16 protein-coding genes are annotated in these 17,061 nt (G+C 59.8%); 5 read left to right on the forward strand and 11 right to left on the reverse strand.

What is annotated here, in order from left to right; genetic code table 11:
- Positions 1–78: 78 nt before the first annotated feature.
- Positions 79–2,277 (reverse strand): OsmC domain/YcaO domain-containing protein, encoded by a 2,199-nt coding sequence (locus CI807_RS23475; protein ID WP_095016433.1) that lies wholly within the window; start codon positions 2,275–2,277, stop codon positions 79–81.
- Positions 2,278–2,499: 222 nt separating this feature from the next.
- On the opposite strand from CI807_RS23475, the gene CI807_RS23480 reads away from it, so the two are divergent.
- Both CI807_RS23480 and CI807_RS23485 read left to right on the forward strand, forming a co-directional pair.
- Positions 2,500–4,005 carry a methyl-accepting chemotaxis protein gene (locus CI807_RS23480; protein WP_371858016.1) on the forward strand — a complete coding sequence of 502 codons (1,506 nt, stop codon included), beginning with the start codon at positions 2,500–2,502 and terminating at the stop codon, positions 4,003–4,005.
- 83 nt (positions 4,006–4,088) lie between these two features.
- Entirely contained in the window at positions 4,089–4,709 is a 621-nt protein-coding gene (locus tag CI807_RS23485) for a LysE family translocator (protein WP_095016435.1), read from the forward strand.
- Here CI807_RS23485 and CI807_RS23490 read toward each other — a convergent pair.
- The 3 genes from CI807_RS23490 to CI807_RS23500 are packed head-to-tail and all read right to left on the reverse strand — an operon-like array spanning position 4,696 to position 7,424.
- Positions 4,696–5,874: an arabinose transporter gene (locus CI807_RS23490; RefSeq protein WP_095016436.1), complete on the reverse strand. Its 1,179-nt coding sequence runs from the start codon at positions 5,872–5,874 to the stop codon at positions 4,696–4,698. The two genes, CI807_RS23485 and CI807_RS23490, sit on opposite strands and share 14 nt — an antisense overlap.
- An 11-nt stretch (positions 5,875–5,885) precedes the next feature.
- Positions 5,886–6,752 carry an SDR family oxidoreductase gene (locus tag CI807_RS23495; protein ID WP_095016437.1) on the reverse strand — a complete coding sequence of 289 codons (867 nt, stop codon included), beginning with the start codon at positions 6,750–6,752 and terminating at the stop codon, positions 5,886–5,888.
- A gap of 15 nt (positions 6,753–6,767) precedes the next feature.
- Positions 6,768–7,424, reverse strand: coding sequence for an O-methyltransferase (locus tag CI807_RS23500; protein ID WP_095016438.1), 657 nt, complete (start codon positions 7,422–7,424; stop codon positions 6,768–6,770).
- Positions 7,425–7,535: 111 nt separating this feature from the next.
- Here CI807_RS23500 and CI807_RS23505 point away from each other — a divergent pair, with 111 nt between their 5' ends.
- On the forward strand, positions 7,536–8,168 hold the full coding sequence (locus CI807_RS23505) for a TetR family transcriptional regulator (protein ID WP_095016439.1): 633 nt from the start codon (positions 7,536–7,538) through the stop codon (positions 8,166–8,168).
- A gap of 324 nt (positions 8,169–8,492) precedes the next feature.
- Here the strand turns inward: CI807_RS23505 and CI807_RS31510 are convergent, their stop codons facing one another.
- Together CI807_RS31510 and CI807_RS23515 are read right to left on the reverse strand one after the other, a co-directional pair.
- A complete protein-coding gene (locus CI807_RS31510) occupies positions 8,493–9,056 on the reverse strand; it encodes a hypothetical protein (protein ID WP_177409599.1) in 564 nt (187 codons plus the stop codon).
- A 471-nt stretch (positions 9,057–9,527) separates the two neighbouring features.
- The gene (locus CI807_RS23515; RefSeq protein ID WP_095016440.1) at positions 9,528–10,073 is read right to left on the reverse strand and encodes a GNAT family N-acetyltransferase; all 546 of its coding nucleotides are present in this window, start codon (positions 10,071–10,073) and stop codon (positions 9,528–9,530) included.
- A 102-nt stretch (positions 10,074–10,175) separates the two neighbouring features.
- Here CI807_RS23515 and CI807_RS23520 point away from each other — a divergent pair, with 102 nt between their 5' ends.
- On the forward strand, positions 10,176–10,736 hold the full coding sequence (locus CI807_RS23520; protein WP_095016441.1) for a cysteine hydrolase family protein: 561 nt from the start codon (positions 10,176–10,178) through the stop codon (positions 10,734–10,736).
- Between the two features lie 9 nt (positions 10,737–10,745).
- Here CI807_RS23520 and CI807_RS23525 read toward each other — a convergent pair whose 3' ends face one another.
- From CI807_RS23525 to CI807_RS23535, 3 genes are read right to left on the reverse strand one after another with little or no spacing between them, the layout of a single operon-like run.
- On the reverse strand, positions 10,746–11,207 hold the full coding sequence (locus CI807_RS23525; protein ID WP_095016442.1) for an NUDIX hydrolase: 462 nt from the start codon (positions 11,205–11,207) through the stop codon (positions 10,746–10,748).
- A 16-nt stretch (positions 11,208–11,223) separates the two neighbouring features.
- The gene (locus CI807_RS23530; RefSeq protein WP_095016443.1) at positions 11,224–11,667 is read right to left on the reverse strand and encodes an HIT family protein; all 444 of its coding nucleotides are present in this window, start codon (positions 11,665–11,667) and stop codon (positions 11,224–11,226) included.
- Positions 11,668–11,704: 37 nt separating this feature from the next.
- Complete coding sequence (locus CI807_RS23535; protein WP_095016444.1) at positions 11,705–13,228, reverse strand: FAD-dependent oxidoreductase; 1,524 nt, start codon at positions 13,226–13,228, stop codon at positions 11,705–11,707.
- A gap of 50 nt (positions 13,229–13,278) precedes the next feature.
- On the opposite strand from CI807_RS23535, the gene CI807_RS23540 reads away from it, so the two are divergent.
- Positions 13,279–13,776: a MarR family winged helix-turn-helix transcriptional regulator gene (locus tag CI807_RS23540; protein ID WP_038849624.1), complete on the forward strand. Its 498-nt coding sequence runs from the start codon at positions 13,279–13,281 to the stop codon at positions 13,774–13,776.
- A gap of 52 nt (positions 13,777–13,828) precedes the next feature.
- Here CI807_RS23540 and nirD read toward each other — a convergent pair whose 3' ends face one another.
- Positions 13,829–14,191: a nitrite reductase small subunit NirD gene (gene nirD / locus CI807_RS23545; protein WP_095016445.1), complete on the reverse strand. Its 363-nt coding sequence runs from the start codon at positions 14,189–14,191 to the stop codon at positions 13,829–13,831.
- Positions 14,191–16,731, reverse strand: a complete 2,541-nt coding sequence (gene nirB / locus CI807_RS23550; RefSeq protein WP_095016446.1) for a nitrite reductase large subunit NirB — start codon at positions 16,729–16,731, stop codon at positions 14,191–14,193. The genes nirD and nirB overlap by 1 nt, the downstream gene beginning before the upstream one ends.
- Positions 16,732–17,061: the final 330 nt, after the last annotated feature.

The raw sequence follows: 17,061 nt of genomic DNA on the forward strand, positions 1-17,061 counted from the left end.
GCGATAGCATCAACTCGGTACATCTGAAACACCGAGGTGCCTGCATCGCCGGCAAGCCAGCTCCTACAAGGATTTGCGTCAGGCTGAGGTGATATTGGCTCGCGCCGCATGCAGTTTCTTGTAGCTGTCGATCAAGCGCAGGTGCCGATCCAGCCCTTCCAGCTTCATGCTGGTCGGCGTCAAACCATAGAAGCGCACATCGCCCTGTACCGAACCAATCACCGCATCCATCCGCTCATTGCCAAACATGCGGCGGAAGTTGGCTTCGTAGTCCGCCAGTTCCAGGTCATCGTCCAGTTCCATCTCCAGCACCGCATTCATCGCCTGGTAGAACAGGCCACGCTCAGCGGTGTTGTCGTTGTACTGCAGGAACATCTCCACGCACTCCTTGGCCTCTTCATATTGCTGCAAGGCCAGGAAGATCAGCAGCTTCAACTCCAGGATGGTCAGCTGACCCCAGGCAGTGTTGTCATCGAATTCGATGCCGATCAGGGTGGTGATATCGGTGTAGTCGTCCAGCTCGCTTTCGATCAGGCGCTCGACCAACGCTTGCAACGCTTCCTCGTTGAGGCGGTGCAGGTTGAGAATGTCCTCGCGGAAAAACAGCGCCTTGTTGGTGTTGTCCCAGATCAGGTCGTCCACCGGGTAGATTTCCGAGTAGTCCGGCACCAGGATGCGGCACGCGGTGGCGCCGAGGTGTTCGTACACCGCCATGTACGACTCTTTACCCATGCCTTCCAGGATGCCGAACAGGGTCGCAGCTTCTTGGGCATTGGAATCTTCGCCTTCGCCTGAGAAGTCCCACTCGACAAACTCGTAGTCCGACTGCGAACTGAAGAAGCGCCACGACACCACGCCGCTGGAGTCGATGAAGTGCTCGACAAAGTTGTTCGGTTCAGTCACCGCCTGACCTTCGAAGGTCGGTTGCGGCAAGTCGTTGAGGCCTTCGAAACTGCGGCCTTGCAGCAATTCGGTGAGGCTGCGTTCCAGCGCCACTTCCAGGCTTGGGTGCGCGCCGAATGACGCGAACACGCCACCCGTGCGCGGGTTCATCAGGGTTACGCACATCACCGGGAATTCACCGCCCAGGGACGCGTCTTTCACCAGCACCGGGAAGCCTTGGGCTTCAAGGCCCTGGATCCCGGCAAGAATGCCAGGGTACTTGGCCAGCACCTCGGCTGGTACGTCCGGCAAGGCGAACTCGCCTTCGATGATTTCACGCTTCACGGCGCGCTCGAAGATCTCCGACAGGCACTGCACCTGGGCTTCAGCCAAGGTGTTGCCGGCGCTCATGCCGTTGCTGAGGTAGAGGTTTTCGATCAGGTTGGACGGGAAGTACACCACTTCACCGTCCGATTGGCGCACGAACGGCAGCGACACAATCCCGCGCGCTTCGTTGCCGGAGTTGGTGTCGAACAGGTGCGAACCACGCAGTTCGCCCTCGCGGTTGTAGACCTTCAGGCAGTAGGCATCGAGGATTTCGCTGGGCAGCTCGTCGTTGGGGCCCGGCTGGAACCAGCGCTCATCCGGGTAATGCACGAACGGCGCATTCGCCAGTTCCTCACCCCAGAATTGGTCGTTGTAGAAGAAGTTGCAGTTGAGCCGCTCGATGAACTCGCCCAATGCCGACGCCAAAGCGCCCTCTTTGGTCGCGCCCTTACCGTTGGTGAAGCACATCGGCGAATGCGCGTCGCGGATATGCAGCGACCACGCGTTCGGCACGATATTGCGCCACGACGCGATTTCAATCTTCATGCCCAGGCCGGCGAGGATGCCGGACATGTTGGCAATGGTCTGCTCCAGCGGCAGGTCTTTGCCGGCGATATAAGTGCCACCCTCTGAGGTCGAGTTGGGCATCAACAAGGCCTGGGCGTCGGCGTCCAGGTTTTCGACTTCTTCGATGACGAACTCAGGCCCGGCCTGCACCACTTTCTTGACCGTGCAACGGTCGATGGAACGCAGGATGCCTTGGCGGTCCTTGTCGGAAATGTCCGCCGGCAGCTCGACCTGGATCTTGAAGATCTGGTTGTAGCGGTTTTCCGGGTCGACGATGTTGTTCTGCGACAGGCGAATGTTCTCGGTGGGGATGTTGCGCGTCTGGCAGTACAACTTCACGAAGTACGCCGCGCACAACGCCGACGACGCCAGGAAGTAATCGAACGGCCCCGGTGCCGAGCCATCGCCTTTGTAGCGGATGGGCTGGTCGGCAATCACCGTGAAGTCGTCGAACTTGGCTTCAAGCCGGAGGTTGTCGAGAAAATTGACCTTGATTTCCATGGGGGCACACCAGAATAACGGCTAAACAAAAATGGCCGCCATTATGAGGGGTTTCACCGGGAAGTTTCAGGCTTTTGACCAGTGGCTGGCGAATTGGCCAATGTGGATTAACCTTTTCGCAGATGGCGCCGATGGACTGAGGGCAACCAGGGAGTAGTCGGAATGCGCAATAACCAGCCCGTAACACAGCGTGAGATTTCCCTCGCGCCTTCGCAAAAACTCATCTCCGCCACGGATGTCCGAGGTGTCATCACTTACTGCAACGATGCCTTTGTCGAGATCAGCGGCTTTGAACGCGCCGATTTGATTGGCGCCCCGCAGAACATCGTGCGTCACCCCGATGTGCCCCCCGCCGTGTTTGCGCACATGTGGAGTGCGCTCAAACAAGGCCTGCCCTGGATGGGTATCGTCAAGAATCGCTCGAAAAACGGCGACCATTATTGGGTCAACGCCTACGTCACGCCCATATTCGATGGCAGCAAAGTCGTGGGTTTCGAGTCCGTGCGGGTCAAGCCCACCGCGGATGAAATCCGTCGGGCCCAGGCCCTGTACCGCCGCATCAGCCAAGGCAAACCGGCCGTTCCTCGGCAGGATGCCTGGCTGCCGGCGGCCATCAGTTGTGTGCCGTATGTGACAACCGGGCTTGTCGGCAGCTTCGCCGGTATCTTCCTTAGCGCGCCCGTCGCCATTGCTGTGACCGTTGCAGTCGCAATCCCGGTGGGCGTGCTCTGCTCACGCTCGCGTCAAGGCAGCACATTGCGTCTGTTGCACGGTGTGGAGCCCTCGACCTCGGATGCCTTGATCGCGCAGATGTACAGCGACGCCAGCGGGCCACAGGCACGTCTGGAAACGGCGTTTCTCAGCCAGAACGCACGTCTGAAGACCTGCCTCACCCGCCTGCAGGACAGCGCCGAGCAACTGAGCGCCCTGGCCGGGCAATCCGATCAGTTGGCCACCGCCAGCTCCAAGGGCCTGGACCGCCAGCGCGTCGAAACCGAACAGGTCTCGGCCGCTGTCAACCAGATGGCCGCCACCACCCAGGAAGTCGCCAGCCACGTGCAACGCACCGCCGACGCCACCCAGCAAGCCAACGTCCTGACCGGGCGCGGCCGCGAAGTGGCTCGCGACACCCGTGAGGCGATCGAGCGCCTGTCTGCGGTGGTCAGCGAAACCGGCGCTACCGTGGCGCAATTGGCCAAGGACAGCGACGAAATCGGCAGCGTGGTGGACGTGATCAAAGGCATTGCCGACCAGACCAACCTGCTGGCCCTCAACGCCGCCATCGAAGCGGCGCGTGCCGGCGAGCAAGGCCGTGGTTTTGCCGTGGTGGCCGACGAAGTGCGGCAACTGGCACAACGCACGTCCCAGTCCACCACCCAGATCCACGGGTTGATCACCCAACTGCAAGCGTCCTCCAACAATGCCGTGCAAAGCATGGAACACGGCCAACGCCAGGCCCAGGAAGGCGTGGCCTGGGTGCTGGAGGCGGACCAGGCGCTGGTCGGTATCAGCGAAGCGGTGTCCCATATCACTGACATGACCACCCAGATCGCCGCCGCCACCGAGGAACAGAGCGCGGTCGCCGAGGAAATCAGCCGCAACATCACCACCATCGCCGAACTGGCTGACCAGACGTCGATACAAGCCCATCAATCCACAGACCTGAGCAAGGAGCTGACGAACAACGCGTCCACCCAGTATGCGTTGGTAGAGCGGTTCAATCGCTGATACCCCTTAAGCAGGTTCGCCTCTTTGCGGGGCGACCCGGCTTGGGTTAACGTCCTCCCACGCCCCTTGCATGTATCCCGCCCATTTCCATCACCGACAACCTCCTCGCCTTCACCTTCGCCGCCACGCTGCTGACGCTCACGCCCGGCCTCGATACGGCGCTGGTACTCAGGACCGCCACGGTGGAAGGCAAGCGCCAGGCGTTGCAAGCCACGCTGGGGATCAACGCCGGTTGCCTACTGTGGGGCGCAGCGGTTGCCTTTGGCTTGGGTGCGTTGATTGCGGTGTCGGAAGTTGCCTTCAACCTGCTCAAGTACTGCGGCGCCGCGTACTTGGCCTGGCTGGGCTTGAACATGTTGCTGCGCCCACGCCGCTCATTGGCAGGCACCGAGGTGCAGGGCAAACCTGCCGGCAACTGGTTTATCAAGGGCATGCTGGGCAACGTGCTCAACCCCAAGGTGGGGATTTTCTACGTGTCCTTCCTGCCGCAGTTCATTCCCCAAGGCCAGCCCCTGATCCTCTGGACGTTCGGTCTGGTCAGCATCCATGTGGTGCTCGGCCTGGTGTGGTCGCTGGTATTGATCGGTGCTACACAACCGCTTTCCGGTTTCCTGCGCCGTGAAAAGGTCATCCAGTGGATGGACCGCACCACCGGCCTGATCTTTGTGTTGTTCGCTGCACGGCTGGCGTTCAGCAAGCGCTGAGCAACGGTTTTTTTGCCAGCAACGCCCAAGCGACCAACCCCGACAGCGCCACCGCGACGGCACCTGCCAAATACACCGATGCCACCCCGGCCGCCCCAGCCAAAGCCCCAGCCAACGGACTGGCGATGCCCAGGGAAACATCGAGGAACGCCACATACGCGCCCATTGCCAGCCCACGGGTGTGCGGTGGTGCGCGTTTGATCGCTTCCACTCCAAACCCTGGGAACGCCAGCGAATAACCAAACCCAGTGAGCGCTGCGCCCAGGTACGCCATCAACGGGTCATTCGCGCCCCAGATCAGCAATTGCCCCGCCGCTTCGATCAACACACAGACCAGCGCGACCTTCGCACCGCCGAGCTTGTCCGGCAGATGCCCGAAAAAAATCCGCGCACCGATAAATGCCATCCCGAACGCGGTAAACGCAAACGACGCATTGCCCCAATCCTTGGACGCAAACAGCAGCGCGACAAAGGCAGCAATCACGCCAGAGCCGATGCTGGAAAATGCCAGCCCCAAGCCCGGCAGCCAGACCGCCCCAAGTACTGAGTAGAACGACGTACGCCGCTGGCTGGTCGGTGCAACGCCCTTCGCACCGATCACGATGCCAAACGCCAACAACGGCATGATCAAGCTGGCAATGGACAGCCCACTGAAACCCCATTGGTTGTTGATTGCCACACCCAACGGCGCACCCAGCGCGAAGGCGGCGTAGATCGCGATACCGATCCAGGCCATCACCTTACCGGTATTCTGTGGCCCTACCCGCCCCATGCCCCAGCCCATCGAGCCGGTGATGACCAGGCTTTCGCCCAGCGCCAACACCACACGCCCGGCCAGCAGCAACCAAACCGACAGCACCGGCGAATCGACAAACGCCAGCGAAGCCAGATAGAACAACCCCGAACTGGCCGCCACCAGCATGCCCAGCAACATGGCGCGCTTGGGGCCACGCATATCAGCAAAGTTGCCGGCCCAGGCCCGCGACAGCAACGCCGCCGCGAACTGCGCACCAATCACCACGCCCACCACCAGCGTGCCCATGCCCAATGTCTGATTCAGGTGCAAAGGCAACACGGGCAACTGCATGCCGATAATCAGGAAACCGACGAACACCGCCAACGTAATCGGCAACATACTCATCAGCACGGTTCTGTGTTGTGTCATCAAATTCTCCTTCAGCGCCTGAAGTAATCGGCTTGATCAAGGTCCGCCAGCAAGCCCGGACCCACCGGTGTCCACTTCAGCCGCTCACGGGTCTGCTCACTGGACACAGCCATATCGGCACCGGCCATGTTGGCGAACCAGCCAAAATGTTCGCGTGGCCGGGATTCCACCGGTACGCCCAGCCGCCGCCCGATCACCTCGGCAATCGCCTTGAACGGCACTGCCTGGTCCGCGACCGCGTGATACGCCGCTTGGCTCAGACCATCGTCCAGCACCCGGCGATACACTCGCGCCGCATCGGTGCGGTACACCCCCGACCAGCAGTTCTGCCCCTCCCCGATATACGCAGACACGCCGGTTTCGCGGGCCAGGCGGATCAGGATCGACAAAAAACCGTGGTCGCCCACACCATGCACCGACGGCGCCAGGCGCACCGTGGCCGCACGCACACCGCGTGCAGCCAGCGCCCTCGCGGCGGCTTCGGACTGGCGTGGCGATGCGGCATTCGGCAGGTCTGCCTCGATCGCATCGCGTGGCAGGCCGGACAAGCCTGAAGTGACGATCAGCGGTGTGTCCGAACCTCTCAACACCGACTCGAACGCCTCGATCACCCGGCGGTCCTGCTCGCAGTTTTCGATAAAGCGCGAGAAGTCGTGATTGAACGCGGTGTGAATCACCGCATCCGCCGTCCACGCCGCGCGGCGCAAGGTGTCCAAGTCATCCAGGGTGCCGCGCAGCACCTTGGCGCCGGTGGCGGCAAGCGCCCGCGCCTTATCATCGGCACGAGCCAGGCCGGTCACCAGGTAGCCGGCATTGATCAAGTCCTTGACCACTTCGGAGCCGATCCAGCCGGTGGCTCCCGTGACAAATACATGCATGAGTTGAGTCCTCGATTAGCCCAGGCGCATTGAAAGTTCGATGTCATCGGTAAACGGCACCGACAAATAGCCGTTCTCCGGGGCACGTACATAGGCCAGGTATTCAGGGCAATAATCGGTGTTGTCCGCGACTACCAATGCGCCAGGACGCAGGTTGTTTTCCACCAGGTTCAGCACGTCGCCATACAGCGTCTTGGCGCCGTCCAGCAGCAACAGATCGATAACATCCGGCAAGTCGCTGGCCAGGGTCACCAGCGCGTCACCTTCACGAATGTGGATCAGGTCGCTCACGCCGCCTTCGATGAAATGCTCGCGCGCCAGGGCGATCTTCGAGGCTTCGAATTCGCTGCCGATCAGCACACCGCCGCCGTTGTCACGCAGCGCGGCAGCCAGGAACAAGGTCGACAGCCCAAATGAAGTACCAAACTCGACAATCGCCCGCGCCTTGTTGCTGCGCGCCAGCATGTAGAGCAGTTTGCCGGTGTCCTGCGACACGGGTAGCCACAGGTCCTTGAGCATCGAATACAGCGCCACATACTCGGTTTTGCTGTGCATCAGCCGTTCGCGTTCTGCCTGAGAGACCGAGTTCAGCAGCGGGCTGGTGGCCGCATCGGCCTGGGCGTAAAGACGTTCAATCAGGGGCGCCAGAGGCGCGGTGGTCAGGCTCGACATAATTGATTTCCAGTGAGTTGGGACTAAGATGCGACTAATTCGTCGCATTAAAAGTATGCGAGTGATTCGCATCCTTCGCTATTCGCATTAGCCTTGCTTCAGGAGCCCCGAATGACCAGCCGCCAGACCCCACGTATTTCCACGCGCAAACAGCCGCAACAGGCTCGTTCCACCGAGTTGGTGGCGGCGATTCTGCAGGCGGCTATTCAGGTTTTGGCCAAGGAAGGCGCCACCCGTTTCACCACCGCACGGGTCGCGGAAAAGGCTGGCGTGAGCGTGGGGTCGGTGTACCAGTACTTCCCCAACAAAGCGGCGATTCTGTTCCGGTTGCAGAGTGATGAGTGGCAGCAGACCACCCAGATGCTGCGCGGCATCCTGGAAAACCACGACGAGACGCCGCTGCAACGTTTGCGTAGCGTGGTGCACGCCTTTATCCAGTCAGAATGCGAAGAAGCGCAGATGCGCGGGGCGCTGAACGATGCGGCGCCGATCTACCGTGACGCGCCGGAGGCCCTGGAGGTGCGCGCGGCGGGACGCCAGGCGTTCAAGGGATTCATGCTGGAGTTGTTGCCTGAGGTGTCGGTTGACACGCGTACGTTGGCCAGTGATTTGATCCTGACCACGCTCAGTTCAGTGGGGAAGGAGTTTTCCAACAGTCCGCGAACGGCTGAAGAGATCGCGGTTTATGCCGAGGGGATGGCTGATATGTTTCGTGCGTATGTGAATGCGCTAAATCCCACCTGAACACACGAGGTAAATATGGGCTATCACGTCAGTCGCAGATACGGAGCCATGGACTCTGACCCTGGCATACAGACTTTCCGTGAGCTTCTTGCAGAGCACTCGGTTTCGGCCGCTTTCGGCCGCTTTCGGCCCAATGCAGCCGGTCGTCATCCGAGGTTGAAGTCGATCAATCGTTTCCTGTCAGAGCGGACAGGAGCAGCGTCTAAAATAGCAAAAACAAAGTTGAATTGATTGGCGTAAAACGGTGCATTTAAATTAAACCCATGCGCCGCTTTACACCCTGGTGAGAAATAACGTTTTTTTGTGACGCTTTACTAAGGAAGGTCAGGGGCGGCCGTTTGCATTCCCATTACCACCAGCCAGACGTGGATCTTTCGGGCCGTACAACACTAACGGGGGCGTGCCTAGCGTGTTGGGAGTATAGGTGGAAGTATGCAGGTAGTGCTGTTCCAAGGTGCCTTGCCCAACAGCGCAAGCTCCTTCGCTTAGTAGTGTGGCCACAAAATTTGTTGCAGAGTACACGCGCACTCCTTCCATCCACGGCTCCATTTTGATTGTAGCATCGCCAGATATGGGGGACATAACCCATAAAACCACTCCGTCTGGAATTTTTGCAACAAAATCAAACTCTTGAATACCATCCTGTGGTGGCGTCACATAGACCCTTGCAATTAACTCCCCATCATTCCACCCGCTTGAGTTGACAGTTCCTGCGGCTGTGACGGAGAGCTGTGGCGGATTGCTTTTGTTTATGCTGAAGCAAACTTTCTGGACTGATGTAATATTCTGCTGCATGTATTTATCCTCGCCAGTAAAAATTAAAGTTCTTTGATTTTGTGGCTTGATTTTATGCTTTATCTCTAAATCATGTAGTCGAACCATCAACATGGTTTTGGGTAAACCTATAGTTTCAGCATAACTTTATTAACATTATAAGTTAGAGCACAGGCTGCTACTGGAGCACTTGACGCTTATGGCTGAGTTCTTGAGGGAAGGTGCGAAGAGATAGGTTCAAGGCGACAACTCCTTTTACGACTCGTTTTTTGGCTAGGATCAGATTAGCTGAGCGCAGAGTTAAAGCAAGTATGCAAGCGCACCCACTTCATCCACGCGGCACGAACTTATCACTGCACGGTTTCTGACGATGCTGACCGGCAGCAAAGGGTCGGAAGCGGTCGGTCATGAGCGTGCGCTCCTGAATGTAAGAAATCGTAGATACCTAGCCTCTCTGGCTACAGCTGGACCAGCTCAGTATCCTCACAGGTCAATACTCACAGGCAATAGTCCTCAACCGAGTCATTCATAAGTGCCCCAAGCGTACCTACTACGGCGACGCTCAATTAAATCTGCCAAAATAATTCATGTTCCGTCATGGACCTCCCCTTTTTGTGCAGCATAGATTAACCGATACCGCACTTCCTCCAGTGTTGCGCCGCCCCGCTGAAGAGTGCGCTCACTCCCTGCATCCGCTACGCAGCCCGCCCTGCGATAAAATCGGACAGCTCTTTCATTACGGCTCAACACCCAAAGCGTCAAACACTCATACCCTTGCTCTATCAAGAACTGCAGGCCCGCATTCCACAACGCCAGCCCAACGCCGGCTTGCCAATACCGGGCTAAAACATAAATGGCCATGACCTCACCGGTGTTTGCTCCGGCAGCTTCTTCGTCACGACTGGCACCGACCGATATCCAGCCGACAACGTGCCCGTCCAGCTCCGCGACCCACACATCGGACTCCCCCGACTCAATCGAGCGAACCCAGAAGGATTCTCGCCGGGCCAGCGTTGCGTCCAAGCCATTCAAGAACTCGGCAGGCATCAGGTCACGATAGGCTGCCTGCCAACTGCGGATATGCACCTGGGCGATGGCGTTGGCGTCGCCAGGTAACGCTTTGCGAATCATTGATCTAATCCTTATTCCGTCAATGTCCTTCAAGTAAACCCAACCTTCATGACCGTTTACCGTCGTGGTATGTTTCGGGCCTCACCCGCAAAAGGAGGTGCCATGCAACCGTTAACCAGCAACGCTGCACTGCTGATCATCGACATGCAGCAAGGTATGAACCAGCCAAAGCTAGGTCGACGCAACAACCCCGACGCCGAAGTGCAGATACAGCGTCTGCTGACAGCCTGGCGTCAATCCGACCGCCCTGTTGTTCACATCCGGCACATGTCCCGCTCGCCCGATTCGGTGTTCTGGCCGGGTCAACCGGGTTGCGAATTCCAGCCCGCGCTGCAACCGCTGGCGCATGAACATGTGGTCGAAAAGAACGTTCCGGATGCCTTCGTCGCCTCAGGGCTGGAACGCTGGCTGCATGCACGCGGGATCCGGCAACTGGTGATCGTCGGCGTGATCACCAACAACTCGGTCGAGGCCACGGCACGCTCCGGCGGCAACCTTAGTTTTGCGGTGACGGTGGTTTCGGATGCGTGCTACACCTTCGACCAAACCGATTTGTCCGGGCGCCTGTGGCCTGCTGAAGACGTGCATGCGCTGTCGCTGAGCAACCTGGCGATGGACTATGCCGCCGTGATGAAGACCGACGAAATTCTGGTTCATGGTTGACCGCGACGGTCAGGTAGCGGGTTGAAAAACGCCCTCTTTCACAAGCATATCGATCAGTGATTGCGGCCAGACTGTCTCTTCGGTAGAGCGCAGCGCATTGGCAGACCACCAACGATGATCCGCCATGACCTGAGTCTCATGGGCGGTCCATTCCGCTTTTGACAGTGCCTCATCGGGTGCGTGAACCACGTAATACTGCTCAATCGCCAACACCGTTTCCCCGCAAGGCAACATCAAGGGAACCTTGCGGTCCGCGATGGGCGCCGCAACAGTGTCAACCTTGATTCCCGTTTCCTCACGCAGCTCGCGTATTGCAGCCACCTCGAAGGTTTCACCAGCCTCTACGCCACCGCCAGGCGTAGCCCAATAATTTTGCCCGGCCAATGGTCCGTCTTTATGGACGAACCTGAACAGAAGCACCTCCTGGGAGGGGTTGATCACCAGCAGGCGTGACGCCTTTCGTTCGCGCATTGAATCCATCCCTTTCTTAGGCCGATGGCGTCGTTTTCAACAATTGCGCAATCGTCTTGCGCATCTCCCCGTGGTCGACCTCCGCATACGGCTGTGCGTTTTTCCAGTCATAAAACCACGCCGGCATCGTGCGTTTGTCGTCCGGCTCCGAGGCATAGCGTGGGAAGAGATGGCAATGCAGCTCCGGCTCGGAATTGCCCAAAATTTCGTAGTTCATGCGCAACGCACCGGTGGCCTGCAACACCGCATCGCCAAGGCGGGCCATGTCCAGCAGGTAGGCAGTGCGGGCTTCGGTGTCCAGGTCGTTCAGGCTGGCAACGACCGGGTCAGGTAGCAGCAGGCAGTAACCAGGGAGAAACTGTACATCACCCATGACCGCCCAGCCCGAGGCCATGCGGCATATAACCTTGTCGTTGGTGCCGCTACGGGCCTGTGCTACACGTTCGGTGATAAGCGCCATGCAAAATCCTTGATCAACCTGAAGTCCAGGCGGCATCTTAACGCGATTTCAAGCCCTGCCATCCACCTTGCGCATACGGCAAAACCTGCTGAAGGTAAGCGTCCAGGACATCGGTATTCGCTGACGACCCCATCGCACTGATATACCCATCAGGCCGCACCAGCACCCACTCGCCCATCGCCAGTTCGTAGGCATGTTTAACGTAGCCCTGGTCGTCGAGCACGTCACCCTCAGGTCCAACTATATGGACATGCACGCCCGGCCGAGCAGGCACCACCCCGCGCGCCACGCCATAACCGAGCACCGTCCAGTGCGTTCCCTTGAACAGATCGAACAGCCGCAACGCCTGTCCAGCGGCACCTAGGACCGGCGCGTCCGGCGCCCGGTCGCCCGCTGCAACGCCTTTACGCACGGGGCTCTTCAACGCCAGCGAGGACTCTGGATAGGCAATATCCAACTGATGCACTTCCCTGCCCCGACGCAGTTCGCCGTTCTTCATCTCACCCAGCAGTTGGGTGGACAAACCAAGCACGCAAGCGGCGACAGGCCGACGCTCCGCTTCATAGGTATCCAGTAAATCATCAGGTGCCCCCTGTACCACCGCCGCCAGCTTCCAGCCCAGGTTGTAAGCGTCCTGCACGCTGGTATTCAGGCCCTGGCCGCCGGTGGGTGGATGGATATGGGCGGCGTCCCCCACCAGCAGCACCCTCCCCACGCGGTATTGATCCGCCAGGCGGGCATTCATGGTGTAGGCCGACGACCAAGACACCGCGTGCACCTGGATATCGGCGCGACCGGTGCGATGGGCGATGATTGCGGTGAGCCCCTCGGCACTGAAATCGACGTCAAGATCCGCGGGAATCGGCCCCTGAATCTGGAACAGATCGGTGCCGGCCAGGGGGCATATCGCAATCTGGCGCTGCATGTCGCCGTCACCAAAACGGTGCCAGGCATCACGCGTGAGGCCGCTAAGTTCGACATCCGCCACCAAAGCGCGTACGCCTAGGGTCTTGCCGGGAAAGCCGATATCCAGGGCGTGTCGAACAAAACTGCGCCCCCCATCAGCACCCACCAACCAACGCACACGGATGTGTTCTTCACCTGCGTTGCCGATCAGCCGTGCGGTGACTGCGTTGCCGTCCTGCTCAAACCCAACCAGTTCACAAGCAAATTCAGGCTGATGCCCCCACTCAAGCAGACGCTCGCGCATCACGCGCTCGGTCAAAAACTGCGGCACCATCAGCGGTTGTCGGTAAGGCTCGGCGGGCATCGACGCCTTGGATTCGGTGAATTCTGTTTCGCTGTAGCTGCCATCGTCGCGGTAGCGCCGGTCAGTCGGATAGACTCCACCCACTGCCATCAGACGGTCGAGAATCCCCAGGTCTTCGAACACTTCCTGAGACCTTGGCTGGATACCTTTGCCGCGTGAACCCTGGAAGGGATGCGCATTTTTTTCGATCAGTCGAAAAGTGATACCCCTTCTCGCCAGGTCGATCGCCAAGGTCAGGCCGGCGGCACCGGCACCGCAAATCAGTACATCGACAGCGAATTGCGCTTTCATACTGGATCACCTATATGTGCAATACGCACATATTAAGAGAGGCGAACACCGTGTCAATTAAAAATGTGCAAAACGCACATATATCCGCCCAACTGCGTGACCTGCATGGTTCATTGGTTGAGATCGTGGGGGTGATGAACCGCCCGCAGCGCGACGAAGCGATGGTGCGCGAAGCCGGAATTTCACTGGATCGCGCCCTGTTTCCGCTGCTGGTGCTGGTGGAAAGGTTGGGTCCGATCGGCGTAGTCGAACTGGCTGACCGCGTGGGCCGTGACTACACCACCGTGAGCCGGCAGGTGGCGAAGCTGGAAAGCCTGGGCTTGGTTCTGCGCCAGGCAAGCGCAGTCGACCGCCGCGTACGCGAGTCGGTGATTACCGAGAAAGGCAAAGCCATGACTGACCGCGTCGATGACGCGCGGGAGAGGATCGGTGTGTCGATCTTCTCCACCTGGGATGAAGGCGACTTCGACAATCTGGTGCGGCTGATGCGCAAGTTTGCCGAGGATATCAAGGATGACTCGGTGCGTGCGACGAAGGGCATTTCCTAAGGCCATGCACGTTTCCTGTGGCAAGCGGGGCAAGCCCGCTTGCCACACAGCATCAATCCAATGCCAATTCCACCACCCCAGCGTTCAACCGCACCGGCCAAACCCGCAGCCTCTGATCAGGAGCCTCCAGGCACTGCCCATCCTCGAGCCGGTAATGCTGCTTGTAGATCGGCGCCGCCACCACCAGGTCACCCTTGATGCTGCCGATCAAGCCGCGTCCGATCACATTCGCGCCGGATTCCGGGTCATGGTTGTCGATGGCAAACAACGTCTGGTCCTGCGCACCCGGCAGGTAGAACAGCGCCACTTGCGCGCCGTCCAGCCACACCACCACGCCGGAATTGCTCACCAGGTCGGTCTCGCTGCACACACCTTTCCAGGTGGCCAGGTTGCGTTGCAGGTTGGCTTGGCTCATCAGGCAATCTCCTCGGTGACGGGAATCAGGTTGAGTTCGGCGGCCATGATTGGCCGACGCTGGCCGCGTTCCTGGACGAAGTGGATGTCCGGGTCGGGGCGTTTGTCGTTGACGAAGGTGCGAAAGCGCTTGAGTTTTTCCGGGTCTGCGAGGGCGTTGGCCCATTCGCATTCGTAGCGGTCGACCACCAGTTGCATCTGCGCTTCCAGCTCTGCGCCGAGGCCCAGGCTGTCGTGCAGGATCACGTCCTTGAGGAAGTCCAGGCCGCCTTCGAGGCTTTCGCGCCAGACCGAGGTGCGTTGCAGCTTGTCGGCGGTGCGGATGTAGAACATCAGGAAGCGGTCGATGTAGCGGATCAGCGTGGCGTCATCCAGGTCGGTGGCGAACAGCTCCGCATGGCGTGGGCGCATGCCGCCGTTGCCGGCGATGTAGAGGTTCCAGCCTTTCTCGGTGGCGATCACGCCCACGTCTTTGCTCTGGGCTTCAGCACATTCGCGGGTACAGCCGGACACTGCGAACTTGAGCTTGTGCGGCGAGCGCAGGCCCTTGTAGCGGTCCTCGATCAACAGCGCCATTTTCACGCTGTCCTGCACGCCGTAACGGCACCAGGTGCTGCCCACGCAGGATTTCACCGTACGCGTGGATTTGCCGTAGGCGTGCCCGGTTTCAAACCCGGCAGCAATCAGTTCGCTCCAGATATCCGGCAGTTCGTGCAGTTGTGCACCAAACAGGTCGATGCGCTGGCCACCGGTGATCTTGGTGTAGAGGTCGTATTTCTTCGCGACCTCGCCGATCACGATGAGTTTATCCGCGGTGATTTCGCCGCCTGGAATACGCGGCACCACCGAGTAGGTACCGTTTTTCTGCATGTTGGCCATGAACGTATCGTTGGTGTCCTGCAACGGCACCAGCGACGCATCCATGATCGGCTGGTTCCAGCACGACGCCAGGATCGAGCCCACCGCCGGCTTGCACACGTCGCAGCCAGTGTGACCACGGCCGTGTTTGGCCAGCAGTTCATCGAAGGCGAGGATGCCTTCGACGCGCACCAGGGCGTACAACTCCTGCCGGGTGTAGGCGAAGTGTTCGCACAGGCTCTTGTCGACGCTGACGCCACGGGCGATCAGCTCATGCTCGAACACCTGCTTGAGCAAGCCAGCGCAGCCGCCGCAACCGGTGCAGGCCTTGGTCTGGGCTTTGAGCAGGCCGAGGTCGCTGCAGCCGCCGTCGATGGCCGAGCAGATCGCGCCTTTGGTCACGTTATGGCAGGAGCAGACGGTGGCCGATTCCGGCAGCGCGCCGGGGCCGAGCGTCGGTGCGCCGCTGGACGACGGCAGGATCAGGCTGGCCGGCTCGGACGGCAGCGTGATGCTGTTTTGCATGTATTGCAGCAGGGTGTCGTAGTAGCTGTTGTCGCCCACCAAGACGGCGCCGATCACATGTTTGCCCGACGCATCCACCACCAGGCGCCGGTAGCTGGCGCTGGCTTCGTCGATGAACTGGTAGCTGCGTGCGCCCGGCGTGTGGGCATGGGCGTCGCCGATGGAGCCTACGTCGACGCCGAGCAACTTGAGTTTGGTCGACATGTCGGCACCCACAAACGGCTCGGCGGTTTGCGCGCACAGCAGCGCGGCAACGCCACGGGCCATCTGGTAACCCGGCGCGACCAGGCCGAACAGGCTGCCGTTCCAGGACGCGCATTCGCCAATCGCGTAAATGTTCGGGTCGATGCTCAGGCATTCGTCATTGATCACCACACCGCCACGCGGGCCGATGTCCAGGCCGGCCTGGCGGGCCAGTGCATCCTGGGCGCGGATACCGGCGGAGAATACGATCAGGTCGGTTTCAAGGAACTCGTCATTGGCAAAATTCATGCGGTAGCGGTACTGCTCGCCCGCGCTGATGGATTGGGTGGCGCGCGACAAATGCACGCCCACGCCCAGCCGTTCGATCTGCGCCTTGAGTGCCAGGCCGCCAAAGTCGTCGAGTTGCACCGGCATCAAGCGCGGCGCGAATTCCACCACATGGGCCTCAAGGCCGAGGCTTTTCAGGGCGTTGGCGGCTTCCAGGCCCAACAGGCCGCCGCCCACTACCACGCCGCGTTTCGCATTGGCGGCGGCCTTACGAATTGCGTCCAGGTCTTCAAGGGTGCGATACACCAACCGCGAATCGCCTTCGGCGCCTTCGATAGGTGGCACAAACGGATAGGAGCCGGTGGCCAACACCAGCTTGTCATAGGCGACGCAGCCCTCAGCGGTGATCACCTCGCAGCGGGCGCGGTCGATCTCCAGCACCGGTACGCCGAGATGCAGGGTGACACCCGGCGTCTGGTACAGCGCGGCGTCGGACAAGGCCAGCGACTCGGCATCGCGGCCAGTGAAATACTCAGACAGATGCACCCGGTCATAGGCACGCATCGGCTCTTCGCTGAACACATGCAAACGGTAGTGATCCAGCGCGCCGCGCTCGATCAATTGCGCCACACAGTGGTGGCCGACCATGCCATTGCCGACGACGATCAAGGTTTTGAGATGGTTCATAGTAAGCACCCGACAAAGCTCATCACGGTTTAAAAAAGCAAAAAAAAACGCCTGAAACCTTGCGGTTCCAGGCGTCTTTGCCTGTTCTTATGCGGGTTCGGATCGGGCGACTGCGCCGGATTCTCCGCTATTGCCCCTGTGTCGATCGTCGTTGACCGAAGTGGGTTATGGGGGAGCTTGCAGGGTCTGTGCCAAGCCGTCGGACTCCCCGCAGCAACGCTGCTGGCATCCATTAAGCATCCCAAAACACTTTCCCAGCGCCTCCAACTGGTGCGCCGCGCTTCATAAATGTGCACACCCCCTGTAGGAGCGAGCTTGCTCGCGAAAAAC

The organism is Pseudomonas sp. NS1(2017), assembly GCF_002269425.1.
Classification (GTDB): domain Bacteria; phylum Pseudomonadota; class Gammaproteobacteria; order Pseudomonadales; family Pseudomonadaceae; genus Aquipseudomonas; species Aquipseudomonas reactans.